The organism is Pigmentiphaga humi, from assembly GCF_900606115.1.
In the GTDB taxonomy this organism is placed as follows: Bacteria; Pseudomonadota; Gammaproteobacteria; order Burkholderiales; family Burkholderiaceae_B; genus Pigmentiphaga; species Pigmentiphaga humi.
In genome coordinates this window covers 88,053-109,193 of sequence record NZ_UWPJ01000006.1, presented here as the reverse complement: position 1 = coordinate 109,193, position 21,141 = coordinate 88,053, and the positions used below count along the sequence as shown (strand labels likewise).

General features: G+C 68.8%; 18 protein-coding genes. 6 read left to right on the top strand and 12 right to left on the bottom strand.

The genetic code is table 11. The features are described from left to right. Nucleotides 1–68: 68 nt before the first annotated feature. Nucleotides 69–1,637: a class I adenylate-forming enzyme family protein gene (locus PIGHUM_RS03315; protein ID WP_124077835.1), complete on the top strand. Its 1,569-nt coding sequence runs from the start codon at nt 69–71 to the stop codon at nt 1,635–1,637. Between the two features lie 42 nt (nt 1,638–1,679). After that, on the top strand, nt 1,680–2,459 hold the full coding sequence (locus tag PIGHUM_RS03310; protein WP_124077834.1) for an IclR family transcriptional regulator: 780 nt from the start codon (nt 1,680–1,682) through the stop codon (nt 2,457–2,459). 40 nt (nt 2,460–2,499) lie between these two features. On the opposite strand, the gene PIGHUM_RS03305 is transcribed toward PIGHUM_RS03310, so the two are convergent. From PIGHUM_RS03305 to mdlC, 5 genes are all read right to left on the bottom strand, one after another. Then, nucleotides 2,500–3,210, bottom strand: coding sequence for an aspartate/glutamate racemase family protein (locus PIGHUM_RS03305; protein WP_124077833.1), 711 nt, complete (start codon nt 3,208–3,210; stop codon nt 2,500–2,502). A 20-nt stretch (nt 3,211–3,230) separates the two neighbouring features. Beyond that, a complete protein-coding gene (locus tag PIGHUM_RS03300) occupies nt 3,231–4,205 on the bottom strand; it encodes a Bug family tripartite tricarboxylate transporter substrate binding protein (protein WP_160142130.1) in 975 nt (324 codons plus the stop codon). A gap of 248 nt (nt 4,206–4,453) precedes the next feature. Continuing rightward, nucleotides 4,454–5,440, bottom strand: coding sequence for a Bug family tripartite tricarboxylate transporter substrate binding protein (locus tag PIGHUM_RS03295; protein ID WP_124077831.1), 987 nt, complete (start codon nt 5,438–5,440; stop codon nt 4,454–4,456). A 92-nt stretch (nt 5,441–5,532) separates the two neighbouring features. Next, on the bottom strand, nt 5,533–6,984 hold the full coding sequence (locus PIGHUM_RS03290; RefSeq protein WP_124077830.1) for an aldehyde dehydrogenase: 1,452 nt from the start codon (nt 6,982–6,984) through the stop codon (nt 5,533–5,535). 34 nt (nt 6,985–7,018) lie between these two features. After that, nucleotides 7,019–8,626: a benzoylformate decarboxylase gene (mdlC, locus tag PIGHUM_RS03285; RefSeq protein ID WP_124077829.1), complete on the bottom strand. Its 1,608-nt coding sequence runs from the start codon at nt 8,624–8,626 to the stop codon at nt 7,019–7,021. 118 nt (nt 8,627–8,744) lie between these two features. Here mdlC and PIGHUM_RS03280 point away from each other — a divergent pair, with 118 nt between their 5' ends. Further along, on the top strand, nt 8,745–9,659 hold the full coding sequence (locus tag PIGHUM_RS03280) for a LysR family transcriptional regulator (protein ID WP_124077828.1): 915 nt from the start codon (nt 8,745–8,747) through the stop codon (nt 9,657–9,659). A gap of 92 nt (nt 9,660–9,751) precedes the next feature. On the opposite strand, the gene glcF is transcribed toward PIGHUM_RS03280, so the two are convergent. The 4 genes from glcF to PIGHUM_RS03260 form a co-directional block, all read right to left on the bottom strand. Next, nucleotides 9,752–10,978 (bottom strand): glycolate oxidase subunit GlcF, encoded by a 1,227-nt coding sequence (gene glcF, locus PIGHUM_RS03275; RefSeq protein WP_124077827.1) that lies wholly within the window; start codon nt 10,976–10,978, stop codon nt 9,752–9,754. A gap of 9 nt (nt 10,979–10,987) precedes the next feature. Beyond that, the gene (gene glcE, locus PIGHUM_RS03270; protein WP_124077826.1) at nt 10,988–12,073 is read right to left on the bottom strand and encodes a glycolate oxidase subunit GlcE; all 1,086 of its coding nucleotides are present in this window, start codon (nt 12,071–12,073) and stop codon (nt 10,988–10,990) included. 54 nt (nt 12,074–12,127) lie between these two features. Next, nucleotides 12,128–13,624 (bottom strand): FAD-linked oxidase C-terminal domain-containing protein, encoded by a 1,497-nt coding sequence (locus tag PIGHUM_RS03265; RefSeq protein WP_124077825.1) that lies wholly within the window; start codon nt 13,622–13,624, stop codon nt 12,128–12,130. Between the two features lie 346 nt (nt 13,625–13,970). Continuing rightward, nucleotides 13,971–15,389 (bottom strand): FAD-binding oxidoreductase, encoded by a 1,419-nt coding sequence (locus tag PIGHUM_RS03260; RefSeq protein ID WP_124077824.1) that lies wholly within the window; start codon nt 15,387–15,389, stop codon nt 13,971–13,973. 129 nt (nt 15,390–15,518) lie between these two features. On the opposite strand from PIGHUM_RS03260, the gene PIGHUM_RS03255 reads away from it, so the two are divergent. Further along, on the top strand, nt 15,519–16,058 hold the full coding sequence (locus PIGHUM_RS03255) for a cob(I)yrinic acid a,c-diamide adenosyltransferase (RefSeq protein WP_124077823.1): 540 nt from the start codon (nt 15,519–15,521) through the stop codon (nt 16,056–16,058). Between the two features lie 181 nt (nt 16,059–16,239). Here the strand turns inward: PIGHUM_RS03255 and aroG are convergent, their stop codons facing one another. Continuing rightward, nucleotides 16,240–17,310: a 3-deoxy-7-phosphoheptulonate synthase AroG gene (aroG, locus tag PIGHUM_RS03250; RefSeq protein ID WP_124077822.1), complete on the bottom strand. Its 1,071-nt coding sequence runs from the start codon at nt 17,308–17,310 to the stop codon at nt 16,240–16,242. 419 nt (nt 17,311–17,729) lie between these two features. Here aroG and PIGHUM_RS03245 point away from each other — a divergent pair, with 419 nt between their 5' ends. Further along, nucleotides 17,730–18,215: a M23 family metallopeptidase gene (locus PIGHUM_RS03245; protein ID WP_425466664.1), complete on the top strand. Its 486-nt coding sequence runs from the start codon at nt 17,730–17,732 to the stop codon at nt 18,213–18,215. A 58-nt stretch (nt 18,216–18,273) separates the two neighbouring features. Here the strand turns inward: PIGHUM_RS03245 and PIGHUM_RS03240 are convergent, their stop codons facing one another. Next, on the bottom strand, nt 18,274–19,137 hold the full coding sequence (locus PIGHUM_RS03240; protein WP_124077820.1) for an alpha/beta fold hydrolase: 864 nt from the start codon (nt 19,135–19,137) through the stop codon (nt 18,274–18,276). A gap of 174 nt (nt 19,138–19,311) precedes the next feature. Here PIGHUM_RS03240 and PIGHUM_RS03235 point away from each other — a divergent pair, with 174 nt between their 5' ends. Beyond that, nucleotides 19,312–20,058 carry a pseudouridine synthase gene (locus tag PIGHUM_RS03235; RefSeq protein ID WP_124077819.1) on the top strand — a complete coding sequence of 249 codons (747 nt, stop codon included), beginning with the start codon at nt 19,312–19,314 and terminating at the stop codon, nt 20,056–20,058. Between the two features lie 82 nt (nt 20,059–20,140). On the opposite strand, the gene PIGHUM_RS03230 is transcribed toward PIGHUM_RS03235, so the two are convergent. Then, nucleotides 20,141–21,103, bottom strand: coding sequence for a Bug family tripartite tricarboxylate transporter substrate binding protein (locus PIGHUM_RS03230; protein WP_160142129.1), 963 nt, complete (start codon nt 21,101–21,103; stop codon nt 20,141–20,143). Nucleotides 21,104–21,141: the final 38 nt, after the last annotated feature.

Here is a 21,141-nt window from a genome sequence, read left to right as displayed (position 1 = left end):
CGGCTGGGCCGACAGGCAAATTCTAGGAAGAGTTTGTATAGAGCACAACCTGTGTTTATTATGAACAGATGGATCCCATACCGCCATCCGGCCCCTGCCCGCCCGCCGCCACGACTGTCGCCGCCCTGATCGAACAGGCCGGCACCGCCTGGGCGCATCGCTGCGCCCTGCTCGATGCCCAGGACGGACGCCGCTACAGTTTCGCGCAATGGCGCCAGGCGGTATCCGCCATGGCGCGGCGGCTGTACGCCCTGTCCGGGGAAAAGCGCGGCGCGCGCATCGCGCTGCTGGGCGATGCCACGGCCGATTTCCTATTCGCCGACCACGGCATCATGTGCGCCGGGCTGGTCAGGGTCGCCCTCGATCCCGCGCTCGATACGGCCGAATTGCTCGCGCAACTGCGCGATGCCGGCGCGCGAACGCTGCTGTATTGCGGGCACTATGCGGCCAGGATCCAGGACATGCGTCCGGAACTGGAGCGCCTCGGCATCGCCGCGCACCCGCTCGACGCGCTTGCGCACGCAATTCCGGCAGGCGGCGCGGCGCACGAACCGCCTCCTGCCTGCATGCCGGACGACGTCGCCGCGCTCAACTACACCGGCGGCACCACCGGCGCGCCCAAGGCGGTGGTGCATACGCATGCGAGCTACAGCGCGGTGCTGCGCAATATCGTCGCGGTGCGCAGCCCGTGGACGGGCGACCTCATGCTCAACATGCGTCCGCTGTGGCCGATCGCCGCGGTGCTGCAACTGGCCCACCTGCTGCAAGGGGGCACGCTGATACTGGGCGGAAATTTCGAACCGGTGCGCTTCATCGAACTGGTCGAACGCTACCGGCCGACGTGCACCTCGCTGGTCCCGACCCACCTGGTGCGCATCCTCAAGCACTGGCCCGCCGGCCGGCCGGCCTGTTCGCTGACGTGCATCGAGGTCGGCGCGGCCGCCATGCCGCCGGCGCTGCTGCAACAGGCCGTCGATGCGTTCGGCCCGGTTTTCTCGGTCATCTATGGATTGACCGAAGCGCCATGGAGCTGCTATCGCCCGCCCGGCGCAACCGCCGGAGTCCTGGCGGATCCAGAGGGCACGCACGGACTGGTGGGCGCGGCCACGCCCGGCGCGACGATCGTCATCGGCGACGGCGCCGCGCCCTTGCCCGCGGGCGAGATCGGCGAAGTGCTGATACGCGGCGCGCACCTCATGCAGGGCTATTGGCAACGGCCGGAACTGACGGCTTCCGCGCTCCGGGACGGCTGGTTCCATACCGGCGACCTCGGCAGCCTAGACTGCCAGGGCCGCCTGCGCATTCTGGGGCGGGCCAAGGCCGTCATCCGCTCCGGCGGCAAGTCCGTGCAGCCCGCCGAAGTGGAACAGGTCTTGTCCGAGCATCCCGACGTGCTGGAAGCCGCGGTCGTGGGCATCGCGGATCCGGAATGGGGCGAGATCGTCGCCGCCGCCGTGGTGCCTCGGCCCGGCGCCCGGCTGCACGGCGAAGCGCTCGCCGCTTTCTGCCGGACGCGCCTGTCCTCGCACAAGCGGCCCAGGCACTACCTCGTCATGACTGCCCTGCCCCGCTCCCACTACGGTAAAGTGTTGACGCGGAAAATCCAGGACGCGATCAGCGCGGACCGTAGCGGCTGAACCAGGCATGCCCGCGGGCATGCCCCCACGACGAGCTTTCTCTTGCCGACCAAACCAGAAGCACACCGCCAGCCCGATGGCGAAGGGACGGGGCGGGTCCAGTCCATAGACCGGGCCTTCATGGTGCTGCGCGAACTCGCCACCACGCCCCAGGGCGCCACCGCGCTGGACCTGTCCCGCCGGGCAGGCATCGAACGGACCACCGTCCATCGCCTGCTCAAGACGCTCATCCACTGGAACATGGTCACCGCCGAGGACGGCGTCTATGCGCTCGGTCCCGAATGCCTGCTGCTGGCCACGGCGCATGCCAGCCGGCTCAACGTGCGCCGGGCGGCGCTGCCCTATGCGGTGGAACTGCAGGAGAAAGTCCTGCAAGGCCGCAGCGCGCTGGTGTCGATATCGGTGCCGGCGCGCGACCGGACCGTCATCGTCGAGCGCATCTGGACGCCGCTGACGCCGATGAACGTCATCATCGACATCGGCAACCAGTTTCCGGTAGACGACTGCGCCAGCGGCAAGTCGATACTTTCGACCTATCCCGACGAGCTGGGCCGCGCCACGCTGGGCAAGTCCCGCTTCGATAAAGTGCTGCCCGAGCTGCGCAAGATCCGCCAGGCCGACGGATTCTGCGCCACGCTCGGACGCTACAAGCGCGGCCTGGCCTCGCTGGCCTATCCGTTCCGCGGCCGCGGCCAGGCGGCGCTGGGGGCCATCGTCGTCTCCGGGCTGGACCTGAACGACAGCATGCGGCCGGACTCCTCGCTGGCGCAGCACTTGCAGCGCGCCTGCGAGAACGTCTCGTCCGCCCTGCAGCACGGCTGACGCGCCAGCGGCCCTCGGGGGGGGGGGCGCGAAGCCCGGGCTATGCGGGCGCGAAGCGCCGCGGCCGCAGGCCGGCCTGGAACCAGTTGATCAGCGACACGCCATCGAATACCGGAACGCCGAACCGCTCGACGATGTCGGCGCTGAACGGCGTCATGTTGCTGCATTCCGCCACGATGGCGCCGACGTCCGGATGCTCTTCCAGCAGGCGGGCGGCGGCCGCCAGCACTTCGGCCCGCATTTCCTTGTGGCGCGGCACCGGGTCGCCCGATTTGATGGCGGTCACGAACACCGAATCGGCCGGCATGCCGGTCACCGGCGTGGCCGGATCGACGCCCACTGCCTCCAGGTGCGCGGCATGCAGGTTTTCCTTGCTGAAGGTCAGGATGCCGACGCGCTTGCCGGGCGCGATCAGACGCTGCGCCAGGGGCACTTGCAGCAGGCTGCTGGTGGCCACCGGCACACCGCAGGCGGCGGCCAGTTCGTTCTGGAACAGGGCCAGGAACCCGCAGGTCGTGGCAATGCCGTCCACGCCTCCCTTCACGAGATCCAGCGCGGCCCGCTTGAAATCGTCCAGCAGGCCCGACGATTCCAGCGCCATCATCTTGTCGGGCGTGGCGCCTTCGACGACGCGGTACTGCACCGGGAAATCCCAGGTGCCGGCGTGCCCCACGTCGCCGGGCAGGCGGCAGAACTCCGTCTGCACCATCAGGATGCCGACCGAAACGCCGTGGAATGTCTTTTTGCGCATGGATCCCTGCCCTCGTCGGCCTACTTCTTCTCGATTTTCGCGTCCGAGACGGCTTGGGCGTACTTCTTCGCCTCGCTTTGCACGTAGGCGCCGAATTGCTTGCCCGTCGTCGTCCCGGCCACCAGGCCCTGCTTGTCGAGCCAGGCCTTGAACTGGGGCGCCCGCAGCACCTTGGTCAAGGCCGCCTGGATGCGCTGCGAGGTGGCTTCCGGCAGGCCGGCCGGACCCCACAAGCCGTACCAGGAAACGAAATCCATATCGGGCACGCCCGCCTCGTGCAGCGTCGGAACGGACGGCAGCAGCGCGCTGCGGCGTTCGCCCGTGACGGCGATGGCCTTCAGGCGGCCGGTACTGACGAAAGGCAGGGTCGTCAGCACCGGATCCATGATGGCGCTGAGTTGGCCGCCGACGATGTCGGTGAGCGCGGGCGCGGAGCCCTTGTAGATCACCATCGGGATCGACGTGCCCGCGCGGACGTTGAACGTCTCCATCGCCAGGTGCCCGCCGGAACCGAAGCCGCCGACACCGAAATTGACCTTGTCCGGATGGGCCTTGGCCTCGCGGATGAAATCGGCAACCGTGTTGATGCCGCTCTGCGGGGAAACGACGAAGACCAGAGGCGTGCTCGCCACCATGCCCAGCGGCGTGAAATCCTTTTGCAGGTCGAACCGCTGCTGCTCTTTCATGACCAGCGGATTGACGATGACCGTGCTGGCGGTCAGCAGCAGGACGTGGCCGTCCCGGTCCGACCCGGCGACGTACTCGGCGCCGATGTTGCCGGACGCCCCGGCGCGGTTCTCGACCACGACCTGCTGGCCGAACTCCTCGGCCAACTGCGCCGACAAGGCGCGGGCCAGCGCGTCGACGGTGCCGCCCGGCACATAGGGCGCAACGATCCGCACTGGCTTCGAAGGAAAGGACTGCGCCGCCGCTCCCCCGGAAAAAATCGCGAACGCTGCCGCCATCCCCGCAGCCAAGACCTTTGCTGTATTCATGAACCATCCCCCGCCTGATCGACCGGCATCCGCACCCATGCGGACACTTCGCTGGATTTTCCGACATGTTCGCAATATGGACTACATGTGCGGAACAGGGACTAGGTTATGCGCGGCTCCATAGCCGGTCAACGAATTTTTATGCTGCATCCATATCGCTTCAGGAAATAAGCGCAGGCGGCGGGAAGGATGCGAAGCCGTCCGGGAGGGACGCGCCGCGGCCGTTGCCGGCCAGGCGCGTCCGCGCGTCAATCGCCGACGATATTGCGCGCGCGTATGATCGCGCCGAAGCGCTTGGCATCGTATTCGGCGCGCTCGTGGAACTGCTCGGGCGTCATCGGCGACGGATCGCCGCCCATCGCGACGATGCGCTCGCGGAAAGCAGGCGTGCCGATGATCTTGTTGATCTCGGTATTGAGCCGCGTCACGATCTCCTTGGGCGTACCCGTGGGCGCGTAGAAGCCGAACACCGTGTCGGCATCGAAGCCCTTGAGCCCGGCCTCGTCCAGCGTGGGCACGTTGGGGAACAGCGGCGAGCGCGTCATGCTGCCGACCGCCAGCATGTTCAGCTTGCCGGACTGGACGTGCTGCATGGCGATGCCGGGGTCGAAAGCGAAATCGATCTGCCCGGCCAGCAGGTCGACCAGCGCCGGCGCGGCGCCGCGGTAGGGCACGTGCACCGCGCTGACGCCGGCCTGGGCCTGGAACATTTCCGCCGCCAGATGGGGCGAACTGCCGTTGCCCGGCGTGCCGTAGGTGATCTTGCCCGGGTCGGCCTTCAGGCGGGCGATGAAGGCTTTGACGTCGCCCGGCATCTTGTCCGGCTTGACCACCAGGAACACCTTGACCTTGGCGGCCGCCGCCACCGGCGTGAGGTCCTTGGCGGGATCGAAGGACATCTTGGGATAGATGTAGGGGTTGACCGACACCATGCCGCCCGAGCTCATCAGCAGCGTGTAGCCGTCCGGCGCGGCGCGCGCCACTGCCTCGCCGCCGATGTTGCCGCCCGCCCCGCCCTTGTTCTCGACCACCACCGGCTGGCCCAGCACTTCCTGCAGCGGCCCGGTGATGGCGCGCGCGATCTGGTCGGCCGCGCCGCCCGGCGGGAAATTGACCACGACCTTGACCGGTTTGGACGGCCACGCCTGCGCGCTGGCGCCGAACGCCATCGCGCACCCCACCGCGGCCGCGCCCAGCCGGGCCGCGCCCATCCATTTGCCTGCTTGACGGTTCATGTCCTGTCTCCTTGTGTAATGTGTAATGAACGAACGATGTGCCCCGCTCCGTTCCGTCCGCCGGCCGCCCTCCTGCGGCCGGCGGGCGCCCGTCAGAACGGGTAGTGCCGCGGCGTGGTCTGGACCGTGAGCCAGCGCAACTCGGTGAACTCGTGGATGCCGGCGTTGCCGCCGAAGCGGCCGATGCCGCTGGCCTTCACGCCGCCGAAAGGCATCTGCGCCTCGTCGTGCACCGTGGGACCATTGACGTGGCAAATGCCCGACTCGATGCGGCGGGCCACCTGCATCGCCCGCGCGATGTCGCGGCCGAACACCGCCGACGACAACCCGTATTCGGTATCGTTGGCGCTGCGCACGGCTTCGTCCACGCCCTTGACGCGCACGATCGCCTTGACCGGGCCGAACGACTCGTCGCTGTAGATCTGCATGTCGGACGTGACGCGGTCGAGCAGGGTCGCGGGCATCAGCGTGTTCTCGGCCTTGCCGCCGCACACCAGCACCGCCCCCTTGGCCAGGGCGTCGTCGATCATGGCGTTGCAGCGCTCGACCGTGCTCATGTCCACCACCGAGCCCAGCACCGCCGGCCCCTTGCGCGGATCCTGCAGCGGCAGCGACTTCGCCTTGGCGGCGAAGCGCGCGACGAACTCGTCGGCGATCGCCTCGTCGACGATGATGCGTTCGGTGGACATGCAGATCTGGCCGGAATTGGCGAAGGCGCCGAACGCAGCGGCGGCCACCGCAGCGTCGAGGTCCGCGTCGTCCAGGATGACCAGCGGCGCCTTGCCGCCCAGTTCCAGCACGACCGGCTTGAGGTGCTTGGCGCAAGTCTGGGCGATGATGCGCCCCACGCGGGTCGATCCGGTGAAGTTGACGCGGCGCACCGCCGGATGCGCGACGCCCGCCTCGACTACCGCGCCGGCATCGGCCGGGGCATTGGTGATGAAGTTGACCACCCCGGGCGGAAAGCCCGCTTCGTTGAACGCCTCGACGATCAGGCCATGGGTGGCCGGGCACAGCTCCGACCCCTTGAAAATGACCGTATTGCCGCACGCCAGCGGCACCGCCAGCGCGCGCACGCCGAGGATCACCGGCGCGTTCCACGGCGCGATGCCCAGCACGACCCCGGCGCCCTGGCGCACGGCCATGGCCAGGCTGCCGGGCACGTCGGACGGAATCACCTCGCCGCTGATCCGGGTGGTCAACGCGGCGGCCTCCTGCAGCATGCCGGCGGCCAGGTGCACGTTGAAGCCCGCCCACATGGCCGAGGCGCCGGTCTCGTCCGCCATCGCCTGGGCGAAAGCCTCGCCGCGCGCCTCCAGCGCCTGGGCCGCCTTGAGCAGCAAGGCGCGGCGCTCGCCCGGACCGGTGTCGCGCCAGCTCTCGAACGCGCGCGCCGCGGCCTCCACCGCGCGGGTCACGTCCTCGGGCGTAGCCGCCGGCGCCGTCGTCGCCACCGACCCATCCAGCGGATTGCGCCGCTCGAACGTCGCGCCCCCGGAAGCCGCTACGGATTGTCCATCGATCAGCATCGATATGGTTTTCATGTCAGTCATCCATGTAAGAGTTGAGCTACCGGCATCAGCTTATTTCAACGTCGACCAGAATGGGCACCGGCGAAGCCAGCGCTTCGCGCAGCGCGTCCCTCAAGCTGGCCGGATCCGATACGCGCACGGCCTGGCAGCCATGCCCGCGCGCCAGCGATACGAAGTCGAGATCGGGCAGGTCGGTGCCGGCGAGCGCGTCCTCCGGCTTGAAGCCGAAGGTGGGCGCGAATTCGCGGAGCGCGGCATAGCGCCGGTTGTTGAGGATGATGAAAGTGATCGGCAGCTTGAGCTGCGCGGCGCTCCAGAGCGCCTGGATGGAATACATGCTGGAGCCGTCGCCGATCAGCCCGATCACCTTGGCCTGCGGCCTGGCCAGCGCCACGCCCACCGCCGCCGGCATGCTGTAGCCCAGGCCGCCGCTGCACATCGTGTAGAAGGTCTCGCTGCGCAGCATGGGCAGATAGCGGTGCATGACCGGCCGCGCGCTGGGCGCTTCCTCGACGACCACGGAACCGGCATCCCGTACTTCGGCCAGGGTCTGCAGCACGTAGGCAGTCGACATCGGCGCGGACGGCTCGGCGCGCGGCGCCGGCGCACGTGCCGGCGGCGGCGCTCGCCGCGGCGGCTCGGTGAGCGCGAGCAGTTCGCGCACGCCCAGGCCGATGCTGCCGACCGCCGCAGTGCCCACCGGCGCCCAGGCGGCGACCTGCGGATCGTCGGTCAGCTGCAGCAGCGCCGCCCCCGGCGGCACGTGCGGGCCGAAGCCTTCGACGTGGTACGTGAACGCCGGCGCGCCGATCACGAAAATGCAGTCGTAGCCCGCGAGCAGGGATACGATTTTCTCGCGTATGGCGGGCAGGAAGCCGGCGAACTGGGGATGATCCTCGGGAAAGCCGCAGCGGCCCGACATCGGCGCCACCCAGGCCGCGGCCTGGTGGCGCTCGGCCAGTTCGACCACGTCGTTCCACGCGCCGTCGCGGTCTATGCCCGCGCCGATCACGAAGGCCGGGCGCCGCGCCGCGTCCAGCGCACGGGCGATCTCCACCATCACCGCCGGGTCGGGCCGCAGCTGCTTGCCTACCTGCCTGGCCGCCACGGGTTCGCACGGCTGCGCCCAGTCGTCGGCCGGCACCGAGATCAATACCGGGCCGCAGGGCGGCTGCATCGCGATGTAGTAGCCGCGTGCGATCGCCAGCGGAACGTCCTGCGCGCGGGCCGGCTCGCAGCTCCACTTCACATAGGGCTTGGGCAGCTCGGTGGCCTGGGCGGAATGCAGGAAAGGATCGTAGGGCAGGATGGAGCGCGACTGCTGGCCGGCCGTGATCACCAGCGGCGTGCGGTTCTTGTACGCAGTGAAGATGTTGCCCATCGCGTTGCCGACGCCCGCCGCCGAGTGCAGGTTGATGAACGAGGCGTTGCGGCGGGCCTGCGCATAGCCGTCGGCCATGCCTACCGCCACGCCTTCGTGCAGGCCGAGCACGTAGCGGAAGTCGTCGGGAAAATCGAGGAACAGCGGCAGCTCGGTCGAGCCCGGGTTGCCGAAGATGGTGGTCATGTCGAAGGCGCGCAGCAGCGCGAGCACGGCTTCGCGGACGGTCGTGGTTCCGGGCGCGGCGCTGGAGGCCGGGCTGGGCAGGGTCATGGGGATCGTCTCCGGATCGATGGCGCCGGGGCGCGAGGCCCTGGTGTTCGAGGTTAGTATCGCCGCCTGGCCCTTGCCTGAACATTGCTTTTTAGCGAAAAAGTCATTACCTTTTTGCATGACTTTCGACATCCGCCAGCTCACCGCGTTCCTGGCCGTGGTCCAGCACGGCACGCTGGGCCGCGCCGCCCAGACGCTCAACATCACCCAGCCCGCGCTGAGCCGCACCATACGTCGGCTGGAAGAACACGTGGGCGCGCCGCTGTTCGAGCGCTATGCCACCGGCATGGTGCTGACCGGCTTCGGCCAGGCCCTGCTGCCCCACGCCACGCTGCTGCAGCGCGAAGCCGAGCAGGCCACCGAGGAAATCCACGCGCTGCGCGGCCTGGCGCGCGGCACCATACGCGTGGGCGCGGTGGCCAGCGCGGTCAGCCGCGTGCTGCCGCAGGCCATCGCCCGCGTGCTGGCGCGCTGGCCGAACCTGCAGGTCCACATCGTCGAAGGCGTGGGCGACCTGCTCACCGACGCCCTGCTGAACTACGACATCGACCTGGCAGTGGGCGTGTCCATGCCCGACAGCCCGGACATCTGCATGATTCCCGACTGCGAATGGCGCGACGCCAGCCACATCCTCGCCGCCTGCTCGCACCCGCTGCGCAGCCAGGCGCGGCTCAGGCTCGGCGACACGCTCGCGCACAAATGGGTGCTGCCGCCGCGCGGCACCGCGCCGTTCGACGAAGTCACGCATCTGTTCTCTTCGCACGGCCTGCCCATGCCCGACGTGGCGATCGAGACCCGCTCCATCATTTCCATCAAGAGCATGGTGGTCCACGCCGGCTTCCTGAGCTGGATGCCCCTGCCGATGTACGAGGCCGAACGCCAGGCCGGGCTGGCCGATACGCTGCCGGTTCCGGGAGTCGGGCTGGCGCGGCGGCTGATGGTGTTCCGGCGCCGCCAGGGGCTGCTGCCCCAACCCGCCGCCAAGCTATTGGAAGCGCTGAAGGCCGAGGTGGCGGAAGGCATGCCCGGCTAAGGCCTGTTCACGCTCAAAGGCGCCTCGCACAGGCCGGGAAGACACACCATCGCACCGCGCGGCCTTGCCGGGACCGGCGCGCCGGCGCAGGGTCAGCGCCGCAGCGCGCGGTCCACCGCCTCGATCCAATGCATCACGGGCGTGGCCGTGCCGGACTCCAGGTGCGCGAGGCAGCCGATATTGGCCGACAGGATGAGCTCGGGATCCGCCTGCGCGATGGCGCCCAGCTTGCGGTCGCGCAGCTCGCCCGAGATGGCCGGCTGCAGTACCGAATAAGTGCCGGCGGAGCCGCAGCACAAGTGGCTATCGGAGAAAGGCTGCAAGGCAAAGCCCAGCGATGCGAGCAGGCCCTCGACCGCGGGCCGCAGGCCTTGCCAATGCTGCAGCGTGCAGGGAGGATGGAACACGGTCCGCGCCGGCAGCCGCCCCGCCAGCATGGGCGCGAGCTGCGCCGCATGCGGCGCCAGCACCTGCGCCACGTCGCGCACCAGTTCGCACACGCGGCGTGCCTTGTCGGCATAGGCCGGATCGTCGTGCAGGTGCTGCGCGTATTCGCGCACCATCGCGCCGCAGCCCGAGGCGTTCATGACGATGGCCTCGATCCGGCCCGCCTCGATGTCGGGCCACCACGCGTCGATATTGGCGCGCATCTGGGCAAGCGCCTGGCCGTGCTGGTCCAGGTGCAGCCGCAACGCGCCGCAACATCCCGAGCCGTGCGCCACGCGCGCCGATATGCCGACGGCATCGAGCACGCGCAGGGTGGCGGCGTCGATGGACGGCATCATGGCCGGCTGCACGCAGCCCGCCAACATCAATACCTGCCGCTGATGCACCCGCCGCGGCACGGCCCCCGCGGCCCGCCGCGCCGGCACCTTGGCGGCCAGCCGGCGCGGCAGCACCGGACGCAGCGCCTGGCCGGCGCGCATCGCGACGCCGAACAGCGGCGAGGTCAGGGCCCGCCCCAGCAGCGTGCGCACGAAGCGCTGGCCCGCGCCCCGTTCGACCCGCTCCGCGACCATGCGCCGGCCGATGTCCACCAGTTCTCCGTACTGCACGCCCGAAGGACAGGTCGTTTCGCAATTGCGGCAGGTCAGGCAGCGGTCGAGATGGACCTGGGTGCTGGCCGTGACGGCCTCTCCTTCCAGTAATTGCTTGATCAGGTAGATGCGGCCGCGCGGGCTGTCGAGCTCGTCGCCCAATACCTGGTAGGTGGGACAGGTCGCGGAACAGAACCCGCAATGCACGCAGTTGCGCAGGATGGCCTCGGCGCGCCTGCCTTCGGGCGTCGCCTGGGCCGCGTCGCTAAGCCGGGTTTGCATGGGAAGGCCTCATAAGTCCGGATACATGCGGCCGGGATTGAACAACCGCTCGGGATCGAATTCGTTTTTCAGGCGGCGATGGATCGCTGCCAGCGGCGCCGGCAGCGGCTGGAACACGCCCGAGGCGCGCGCTTCCTCCGGCGACGATGCGCGGAACAGGGTCGCATGGCCGCCTGCCTGCCGGGCCGCCTGGCGCACCGCCTGCGCGGCGCGCGGGCCGTTCAGCCAGCGCTGCGCCCCGCCCCACTCGATCAGCGTCGCCCCCAGGCCGAGCGGCGGCGTGGTCGAGGGCACCGACAGGCGCCACAGCGGCCGTTCCGCCAGGAAGGGATGCGCATGGTCGCGCAGCGCCCGCCACCACGCGGCGGCGTGCTCGTCGTCCAGCATCTCGCCGCCCAGCCGGCGGCGCGCGGCGGCCACCGCGGCGGATGCGCCCGACAGGCGCACCACCAGCCGCCCGCTCCGTTCGACCGCCTCCCAGGCCGTGGCGCTGACCGGCAGCGCCTGGCCGCCCCAGACATTCATCTGCCTCAGCGCGGCCGGTTCGTCCATTTCGAAGCACAGCGTGGCCTCGGCCGCCGGACGCGGCAGCACCTTGAGCGAGACCTCCAGGAGCACGCCCAGCGTGCCCAGCGAGCCCGCCATCAGCCTGGATACGTCGTAGCCCGCCACGTTCTTCATGACCTGGCCGCCGAAATGCAATACCCGCCCCTGCGCGTCCAGCATGCCCACGCCGAGCACGAAGTCTCCCACCGATCCGGCGCTGGCGCGGCGCGGCCCCGCCAATCCCGAGGCAACGCAGCCGCCCAAGGTCGCGTTGCCGCCGAAATGCGGCGGCTCGAACGCCAGCATCTGGTTTTGCGCCGCAAGCAGCGCCTCGATGTGCGCCAGCTTCGTACCGGCCCGAGCGGTCAGTACCAGCTCGGACGGCTGGTAATCGACGAGGCCCGCATAAGGCGCCATGTCGAGCGTGGCGCCGTGGTCGGCCGGCATGCCGTAGAAGGCCTTGCTGCCGCCGCCGCGGATCGCAAGGGGCTTGCCTCCGGCATGCGCCAGCAGCACCCGGGCACGAAGATCGGACAACAGCACATCCATGGGCGCAACCAGCCTCCTGCAGCGGCCTTTCCACGGGAAAGGCCGTTCTAGTGTTCAAAAACGGGGGATTTCGGGAAAACGGACCGCGCCGCCGTGTACGTGCTGCCGGCCATACTCGTTGCAGCGCGCCAGTGTGGGTATCGCCTTGCCGGGGTTGAGCAGCCCCGCCGGGTCGAAGGCATGCCGGATGCCGAAAAACCGGTCCAGTTCCTCGCGCGCGAACTGCACGCACATCTGGTCGATTTTTTCGATGCCGACGCCATGCTCGCCGGTGACGGTGCCGCCGACTTTCACGCACAGCTCCAGGATCTCGGCGCCGAACCGCTCGGCGCGCTCGACTTCGTCGGGCACGTTGGCGTCGAACAGGATGAGCGGGTGCAGGTTGCCGTCGCCGGCATGGAAGACGTTGGCGCAGCGCAGTCCGTACGTGTGCTCCATCCTGGCGATCTCGGCCAGGACCTGGCCGAGGAAACGGCGCGGGATGGTGCCGTCCATGCAATAGTAGTCCGGCGAGACGCGCCCGGCCGCCGGAAAGGCGTTCTTGCGGCCCGCCCAGAACAGCAGCCGCTCGGCCTCCGAACGCGAGACCTGCATGCGCGTCGCGCCGCAGGCCGCGAGCACGGATTCGACCCGGGCGATCTCTTCGTCCACTTCTTCCGGCGTGCCGTCGGATTCGCACAGCAGGATGGCCGCGGCGTCCAGGTCGTAGCCGGCCCGCACGAAGGGCTCGACCATGCGCACGGCGCGCTGATCCATCATTTCCAATCCGGCGGGAATGATGCCTTCGGCGATGACGCGGGCCACGGCGTCGCCCGCCTGCTCGACCGATCCGAAGCTGGCCATTACGACGCGGGCGGCCGCCGGCCGCGGGATCAGCCGCACGGTGACTTCGGTCACGACGCCCAGCATGCCTTCCGATCCGATCACCAGGGCGCGCAGGTCCAGTCCCGGCGCATCGAGCGCGGCCGATCCCAGTTCCAGCACCTCGCCGTCTATGGTGACCAGGCGCATCGCCATGACGTTGTGGACGGTCAGGCCGTATTTGAGGCAGTGCACGCCGCCGGCGTTTTCGGCGACGTTGCCGCCCAGGGTACAGGCGATCTGGCTGGACGGATCGGGGGCATAGTAAAGGCCGTGGGGCGCGGCGGCCTCGGAGATGGCGAGGTTGCGCACGCCGGGCTGTACGACGGCCTGGCGCGTGTGGGGGTCTATTTTTACGATGCGGTTGAGTTTGGCCAGCCCCAGCAGGACCCCGTCGGCGTGCGGCATTGCGCCGCCGGACAAGCCGGTGCCGGCGCCGCGCGCCACGACGGGAACGCCGAGCTGGCGGCAGCGCCGCAGTATGTCGCGGATCTGTTCTTCGTTTTCGGGCAGCGCGACGGCCAGCGGCGTCTGACGGTACAGCGAGAGGCCGTCGCATTCGTACGGCCGCGTGTCTTCTTCCCGCGACAGTACGCAATGGGCCGGCAATATTTCCCGCAGGGCCCGCACGACCTCCACCCGCCGATCCGCCTCGGCGGGCGCCAGCCCGATTTCTATGGGGGCGTTCATGCACCATCTCCTTGACCCTCGAAGATAGCGTGCACCGACATAGGGCCAATAGGGGTAGAAACCCCTGTGTGGTTTGAGTTCTTGAGCCGGCTGTCCGGGGAGCGGCCGCCAGCGGGGAGCAGCGAAGCCGGTCCCGGCTTTGCCGGGACTTCCCGCCGAAGCGGGGCCGGCCGGGGCGGACGCAGAACTCGCGCGGGGACAGTCCCCCGGACTGTCCCTACTGCCGCGCTCGAACAGCTGCGTCCTTGCTTCCCCGTCCAACCCCGCTTCGGCGGCGGCTCCGGATGCCCCCCGCTGGCGGCCGCTCCCCGGACAACCTCAGAACTCGGACGCCACAGCGAGGTTTCTAGTTTGCGGAGGGAGGAAGGATTTTTCCGGGATTGAGGATGTTCAACGGATCGAGAGCCTGCTTGATCCGGCGCATCAGGTCCAGCGCGTCTTCGCCGTGTTCCTCGGCCATGAATTGCATCTTGTGCAGGCCGACGCCGTGTTCGCCGGTGCAGGTGCCGTCCATGCGCAGCGCGCGCTGGACCAGGCGGCGGTTGACGGTTTCGGCTTCGGCCCATTCGGCGCCGCTGTCGGGGTCGAGCAGCATCTGTACGTGGAAGTTGCCGTCGCCGACGTGGCCGACCATGCAGGTGGGGAAGCTGGCCTTGGCCAGGTCTTCGTTGGTTTCGCGTATGCAATCGGCCAGCCGCGAGATCGGCACGCAGACGTCGGTGCTGGAGGCGCGGGCGCCGGGGCGCAGCTGGAGGGTGGCGAAGTAGGCGTTGTGGCGCGCGGCCCAGAGGCGGTTGCGGTCTTCGGGGTGCACGGCCCATTCGAAGTCCATGCCGCCGTTGTCGCGCGCGATGTCCTGCACCAGCGTGGCCTGTTCTTCCACGCCGGCGGGGCTGCCGTGGAATTCGAACAGCAGCAGGGGCGTTTCGCGCAGGGTGAGCTTGCTGTAGAGGTTCAGCGCGCGGACCGTGGCGGCGTCGAGCAGTTCGACCCGCGCCACCGGTATCCCCATCTGGATGGTCTGGATCACTGCGGCGACGGCGGCGTCGACGCTGGGGAAGTTGCAGACCGCGGCCGATACGGCCTCGGGCTGGGGATAGAGGCGCACGGTGATTTCAGTGACGATGCCCAGCGTGCCTTCGGCGCCGATGAACAGCCGGGTCAGGTCGTAGCCGGCCGAGGATTTCTTGGCGCGCCGCGCGGTGCGGATGACTTTGCCTTCGGCGGTGACGACGGTCAGCGAGAGGACGTTCTCGCGCATGGTGCCGTAGCGCACCGCATTGGTCCCGGACGCGCGCGTGGAAGCCATGCCGCCGAACGAGGCGTCGGCGCCAGGGTCGATGGGAAAGAACAGGCCGGTGTCGCGTATGTCGTTGTTGAGCTGCTTGCGCGTGACGCCCGCCTGCACGGTGACGGTGAGGTCGTCGGTGTTCACCGCCAGGATGCGGTTCATCCTCGATACGTCCAGCGTAATGCCGCCCTGTATCGCCAGCAGGTGGCCTTCAAGCGAGGAGCCCGAGCCGTAGGCGATCAGCGGCACGCCGTGCGCGGCGCAGGCGCGCACCGCCGCCACGACGTCCTCCGTGCTTTCGGCGAACAGCACGGCGTCCGGGGGCACTGCGGGAAAGGGCGATTCGTCGCGGCCATGATGCGCCCGCACGGTTTCGTTCAGCGACAGGCGCTCGCCGAAATGGGCGGCCAGTTCGTCGAGGCAGGCCTGGGGCACCGGGCGGCGCACGGAAGGAGGCAAGGCTGGGGCATTCATGGCGAAGGCGGCGAAGGGATGATGAGCGGGATTTTACGCCCGGCCTATGCGGGCGCCATCGGCCCCGCCTGACTACAATGGCCGGCGATGCGGCGCCGGCACTGCGCGGCCCGCGATTCCGGAGCAGACATGGGAAACAGATTGAGCGTCATCGCCACGCGTACCGGCGACGATGGCACGACCGGGTTGGCCGGAGGCGAGCGGGTGGCGAAAGACGCCCCGCGCATCGCCGCCATCGGCGACGTGGACGAGCTGAACAGCGCGCTGGGCCTGCTGGCCACCGAGGCGCTGCCGGCGGAAATCGCCGCCGACCTGCTGGACATCCAGCACGACCTGTTCGACCTGGGCGGGGAACTGAGCATGCCGGGCCAAGCCTTGCTGCAAGAGGCGCGCGTCGTCCACCTGGACAGCCTGCTCGCCGGCTACAACGCCCACCTGCCGCCGCTGCGCGAATTCGTGCTGCCCGGCGGCAGCCGCGCCGCCGCGCTGGCCCACATGGCCCGCACCATCTGCCGCCGCGCCGAACGCAACGTCGTCGCCCTGGCCCGCACCGACACCGTCCACGCCCCGGTACGCCAATACCTGAACCGCCTCTCCGACCTGCTCTTCGTACTCGCCCGCACCATCAACCAAGACGCCGGCGCCCCCGAAGTCCTGTGGAAAAGGTAGGCCTACCCCCTACCCGCTGACGCGGGCCCCCTCAAGGGGGCGGCAGCTTTCACGTTCAAAACACAAAAACACACCGCGTCAATCCAAGACACCCTACCCAGACCCAGGAAGCGGTGGATCCGGCTCCGCCGGTCCACCCGCTTCGCCCCCTGGGGGGCGCGCGTAAGCGCGTAGGGGGGGGTTATTTACTACTCGCCGCCAACAACCGGCGGGCCTTGACCGCCTGGGCGAGACGCTCCAGCACCTGCACCGAGGCATCCCAATCGATGCAGCCGTCGGTGATGCTTTGGCCGTAGACCAGCGGCTGGCCCGCGACGAGGTCCTGGCGGCCGGCCACGAGATGGCTTTCGACCATCACGCCGACGAGGCGGTTGTCGCCGGCTTCGACCTGGCGCGCTACGTCGTCGATCACTTGCGGCTGGTTCTCGGGCTTCTTGCTGCTGTTGGCATGGCTGGCGTCGATCATCACGCGCTGCGCCAGGCCGGCCTTGGCCATGTCCTGCGCCGCCGCCTCGACGCTGGCCGCGTCGTAGTTCGGCGCCTTGCCGCCGCGCAGGATGACGTGGCAGTCTTCATTGCCGTTGGTCGAAACGATGGCGGATACGCCGCCCTTGGTCACCGACAGGAAATGGTGAGGCTGCGAGGCCGCCTTGATCGCATCGACGGCGATGCGGATGTTGCCGTCGGTGCCGTTCTTGAAGCCGACCGGACACGACAGCCCCGAGGCCAGCTCGCGGTGCACCTGGCTCTCGGTGGTGCGGGCGCCGATGGCGCCCCACGAAACGAGGTCGGCGATGTATTGCGGCGTGATCATGTCCAGATATTCACACCCCGCAGACAAGCCGAGGGCGTTGATCTCCAGCAGCAATTGCCGGGCCGTGCGCAAGCCTTTGTTGATGTTGAAGCTGCCGTCCAGGTCGGGGTCGTTGATCAGCCCTTTCCAGCCCACGGTGGTGCGAGGCTTCTCGAAGTACACGCGCATGACGATTTCCAGTTCGCCGGCGAAGCGGTCGCGCTCGGCCTTCAGGCGGCGGGCGTATTCCAGGGCGGCTTTGGTATCGTGGATGGAACACGGCCCGATCACCACGGCCATCCGGTCGTCCATGCCGTGCAGGATGCGGTGCAGGGCCTGGCGGGCGTTGTAGACCGTTTCGGAAACGGCGGTGGTGCAGGGAAACTCGCGCATCAGGTGCGAAGGCGGAGCCAGCTCCTTGATTTCTCGAATGCGCAAGTCGTCGGTGTTGTGGGACACGATCCTCTCCTGGATATCTATGATGTCTGTAGCATGTTCATGGTTTCGCCCCCCTCGTCGCGCTTCGTCCAGGCACAAAAAAAGCCGCCAGGGACGCTGGCGGCTTTTTTGGGGCAGGAATCCGTTAGATACGACGCTTCCTTTCCTCCGCCAGCGGCTTCGGAAATCCAAAATAAAAGTAAAAGTAGGTGGAAGCGGAGTTCATGAAATATATCGTAGCAGGCTGAACCGGCTTGAGCAAGTAACGATGGCGCCGCGGGCGTGGTTCTTGCGACACGCCCGCCATGCCCAACCATCCAGGACCGGCGGGGCCGCGAGGCCATGTCCGGCATACCTCCTTGGCCGACGAACCCACATCGCCGATTTCCCCCCGGCGCAGCAGAAGGCGTGGCGCGGGGGCGTTTTTCGTCGTCGCCACGCTGGCGCTGTGGCTGGGCTGGCCCATCGTGCGCCCGCTGGTGGAAGTGCCGCTCTACGGCATGCGGCTGGCATCTATGCCCAAGCCCGCCCGGCTGCCGGTGCCGGTCGAAGGGGTGCGGCCGGCCTCGCTGCGCGACACCTGGAGCGCGCCGCGTGCGGATGGACGGCGCCACGAGGGCATCGATATTTTCGCGCGGCGCGGTACCGCGATACGCTCGGCCACCGAAGGCATCGTCACGCGCATAGGCACCAATACGCTGGGCGGCAACACGGTCTGGGTCATGGGGCCGGGAGGGCAGATGCACTATTACGCCCATCTGGAGCGCTATGCCACCCTGGCGCGCGGCCAGCGCATACAGGCAGGCACGCCGCTCGGCTACGTCGGCAACAGCGGCAACGCGCGCGACACGCCGCCGCATCTGCACTACGGCATCTACGAAACAGGCGGCGCGATCAATCCCTATCCGCTGCTGGCCGGCCGATGAGGCCCGCCCGCATCCACCCCTCGGGCGGCCTGGCCCGCGCTGCCCGCCCTATCCCGCGTCAGCCGAAGAAACCCAGCAGCAGCGCATTGGTGGCGGCGGCCTGCTCGTACTGCACCCAATGTCCGGCGCCGGCGACGGTCCGCCATTGGCGTTCGGGACGGCCGTCCACCCACCACGGGCCGACGCGGTCCGGATGGGCGGTCACGTCGTGTTCGCCCCAGGCGAACAGGATGGGCATGGCCATGCCGTCCAGCAATGTCTTCAAGTGTCCGCCCTGCGACACCGCCTTGCTGCGAAAGCGCGTGGTCTCGCAGGCCCGGCGATGGACCGCGACGGCCAGCGCATCGATGCTGGCGTCGTCGTGCAGCATCAACGCGCGCAGGTTGTGGCGCAGGTCTTCCACCAGCGCTTCTTCGCCCGAGGCCATGCGCCAGTTGACCATGGGCAGCGACTGGCGGCGCGGCGTGCCATGTCCGCCCGGCCCCAGCAGCGCCAGGCGCGCCACGTGGCCGCGGCGGGCCGCCAGATGGACGGCGCACACGCCGCCGAAAGAAAAACCGGTCAGGCCGATGGGCGTACCCGTCCCCACCAACTGGTCCAGGGTCTGCGCGAGGACCTCGACCAGATGGGGCAGCCCGGCCGAATCGGGCAGCGCTCCGGATTCGCCATAGGCCGGCATGTCCGGGACCCAGACGGTATGGCGTTCGGCCAGCGCCTCGACGTTGCGTATCCAGTGCTGCCAGCTGCCATGCCCGCCATGCAGCAGCACCAGGGGGCTGCCGCGCCCCGCCGACCGCCAGCGCACCCGCGTGCCCGCATGCTCGGCGTCGTGGCGCGTGGTCAAGGCATCGACGGCCGCGATGGCCCGGGCGGCCTCGGCCGCATGGTCGAAACAGGAGTAGATGGAAGCAGCGGGATTCATGGAGCGACTGCGTATTCACCAAAACCGGAAGATTAACCCGACCCGCGCCGCCGAAGCGCTCCGGCAACCCGGCCCCGCGGTTCGCACTACACTAGCGCCTGTCCGCGCCATGCCGCCCACGCCGCCGGCCCGGCATGCGCGTCCCCAGCCCCCCCACCCTTGCCACGCTGCCCGATGTCCGAACCCGTCCGCCTCTCCAAACGCATGTCCGAACTGGGACTCTGTTCGCGCCGCGAGGCCGACGAATGGATCGAACGCGGCTGGGTGCGTGTGGACGGCGCGGTGGTCTCGGTGCTGGGCAGCAAGGTCCTGCCGCACCAGAAGGTCACGGTCGAACGCCAGGCCAGCGCGGAGCAGGCGCGCCGCGTCACCATCCTCGTCAACAAGCCGGTCGGCTACGTAAGCGGACAGGCCGAGGACGGCTACCAGCCCGCGGTCGCGCTCGTCAAGGCCAGCACGCGCTGGACCGGCGACCGCTCGCCCAACCGTTTCCAGCCCAGCCAACTGCGCAGCCTGGTTCCCGCGGGCCGGCTCGACATCGACTCGGTCGGGCTGCTGGTGCTGACGCAGGACGGCCGCATCGCCAAGCAGCTGATAGGCGAAGACTCGACCGTGGACAAGGAATACCTGGTGCGCGTGCAGCACCTGCGGCCCGGCCGCCTGCCCGACAACAGCCTGAAGCTGCTCAATCACGGGCTGTCGCTGGACGGCAAGCGGCTGCTTCCGGCCAAGGTGCGCTGGCAGAACGACGACCAGCTCTGCTTCGTGCTGCGCGAAGGCAAGAAGCGCCAGATCCGCCGCATGTGCGAACTGGTCGGCCTGAAGGTGCTGGGCCTGAAGCGCGTGCGCATAGGCGGCGTCAAGCTGGGCGATCTGCCGCCGGGGCAATGGCGGTATCTGCGCGAAGACGAGAAATTCTGAAGGCGGGGCGCCGCCTGCCTCGTATGGCGGCGGCACGCCCGGGCGGGCCGCCGCCTGCGATGACGCAGGCGCGAGCCGCGGCTCAATCCAGCGACGCGCCGGCGTCCTTCACGGCCGCGGACCAGATCTTGTTGTCTTCGACCAGCTTGGCGGCGAATTCTTCCGGCGTGTTGCAGAGCACGGCCACGCCTATGGCGGCCAGCTTGGCGCCGAAGGCCCGGTCCTTGCCCGCCTGGGCCAGCGAACCGGCGATGCGGTCTATCACTTCCTTGGGTGTACCCGCAGGCGCGGCAATGCCGTTCCAGGTCTGGGTGGAGAATCCCGGATAGCCCTGTTCGGCGACCGTCTTGACATCGGGCAGATCCGGCGCGGGCTTGTCGCCCGACACCGCGATGACGTTCACCTTGTCGGTCTTGGAGTAAGGCAGGGCCTCGGCCACGTTGCCGAAGTACATGGGCACCTGGCCGCCGATCACGTCGGCCATCGCCGGCGCGCCGCCGCGGTACGGAGCGTGGATCATGCTCAGGCCGGCGCGCTTGACGAACATGGCCATGGTCAGGTGGCTGACCGAGCCGCTGCCGGCCGAGGCGTAGGCGACCTTGCCGGGATTCGCCTTGATGTAGCTGACCATCTCGGGAAGCGTCTTGGCGGGGAAATTCTTGCTGACCGCCAGCGCGAACTCATTGGTGGCGACGATGGAGACCGGCTCGAAGCTCTTGACGGGGTCGTAGGTGACTTTCTGCAGGTAAGGCACGATGGCCATCTGCGGCAGGGTCGCCATGAAAAGCGTGTAGCCGTCCGGCTTGGCGCGCGCCACGTAGTCGGCAGCGATCGCGCCGTTCGCGCCGGGCTTGTTGTCGACGACGACGGTCTGCTTGAGCTGCGCAGTCAGCCATTCCGCGGAGATACGGGCAATGCTGTCGGTATTGCCGCCTGCGGCAAAAGGCACGACCAGAGTAATCGGCCGTTCGGGCCAGGCTGCCTGGGCGCTGCCTGCCGCCATCAAAGCCGCGACGGCTGCGAGATATTGCCATTTGGTCTTCATATCACTTCCTTGCGCTGCGTGGGTTGACGAACATCGCC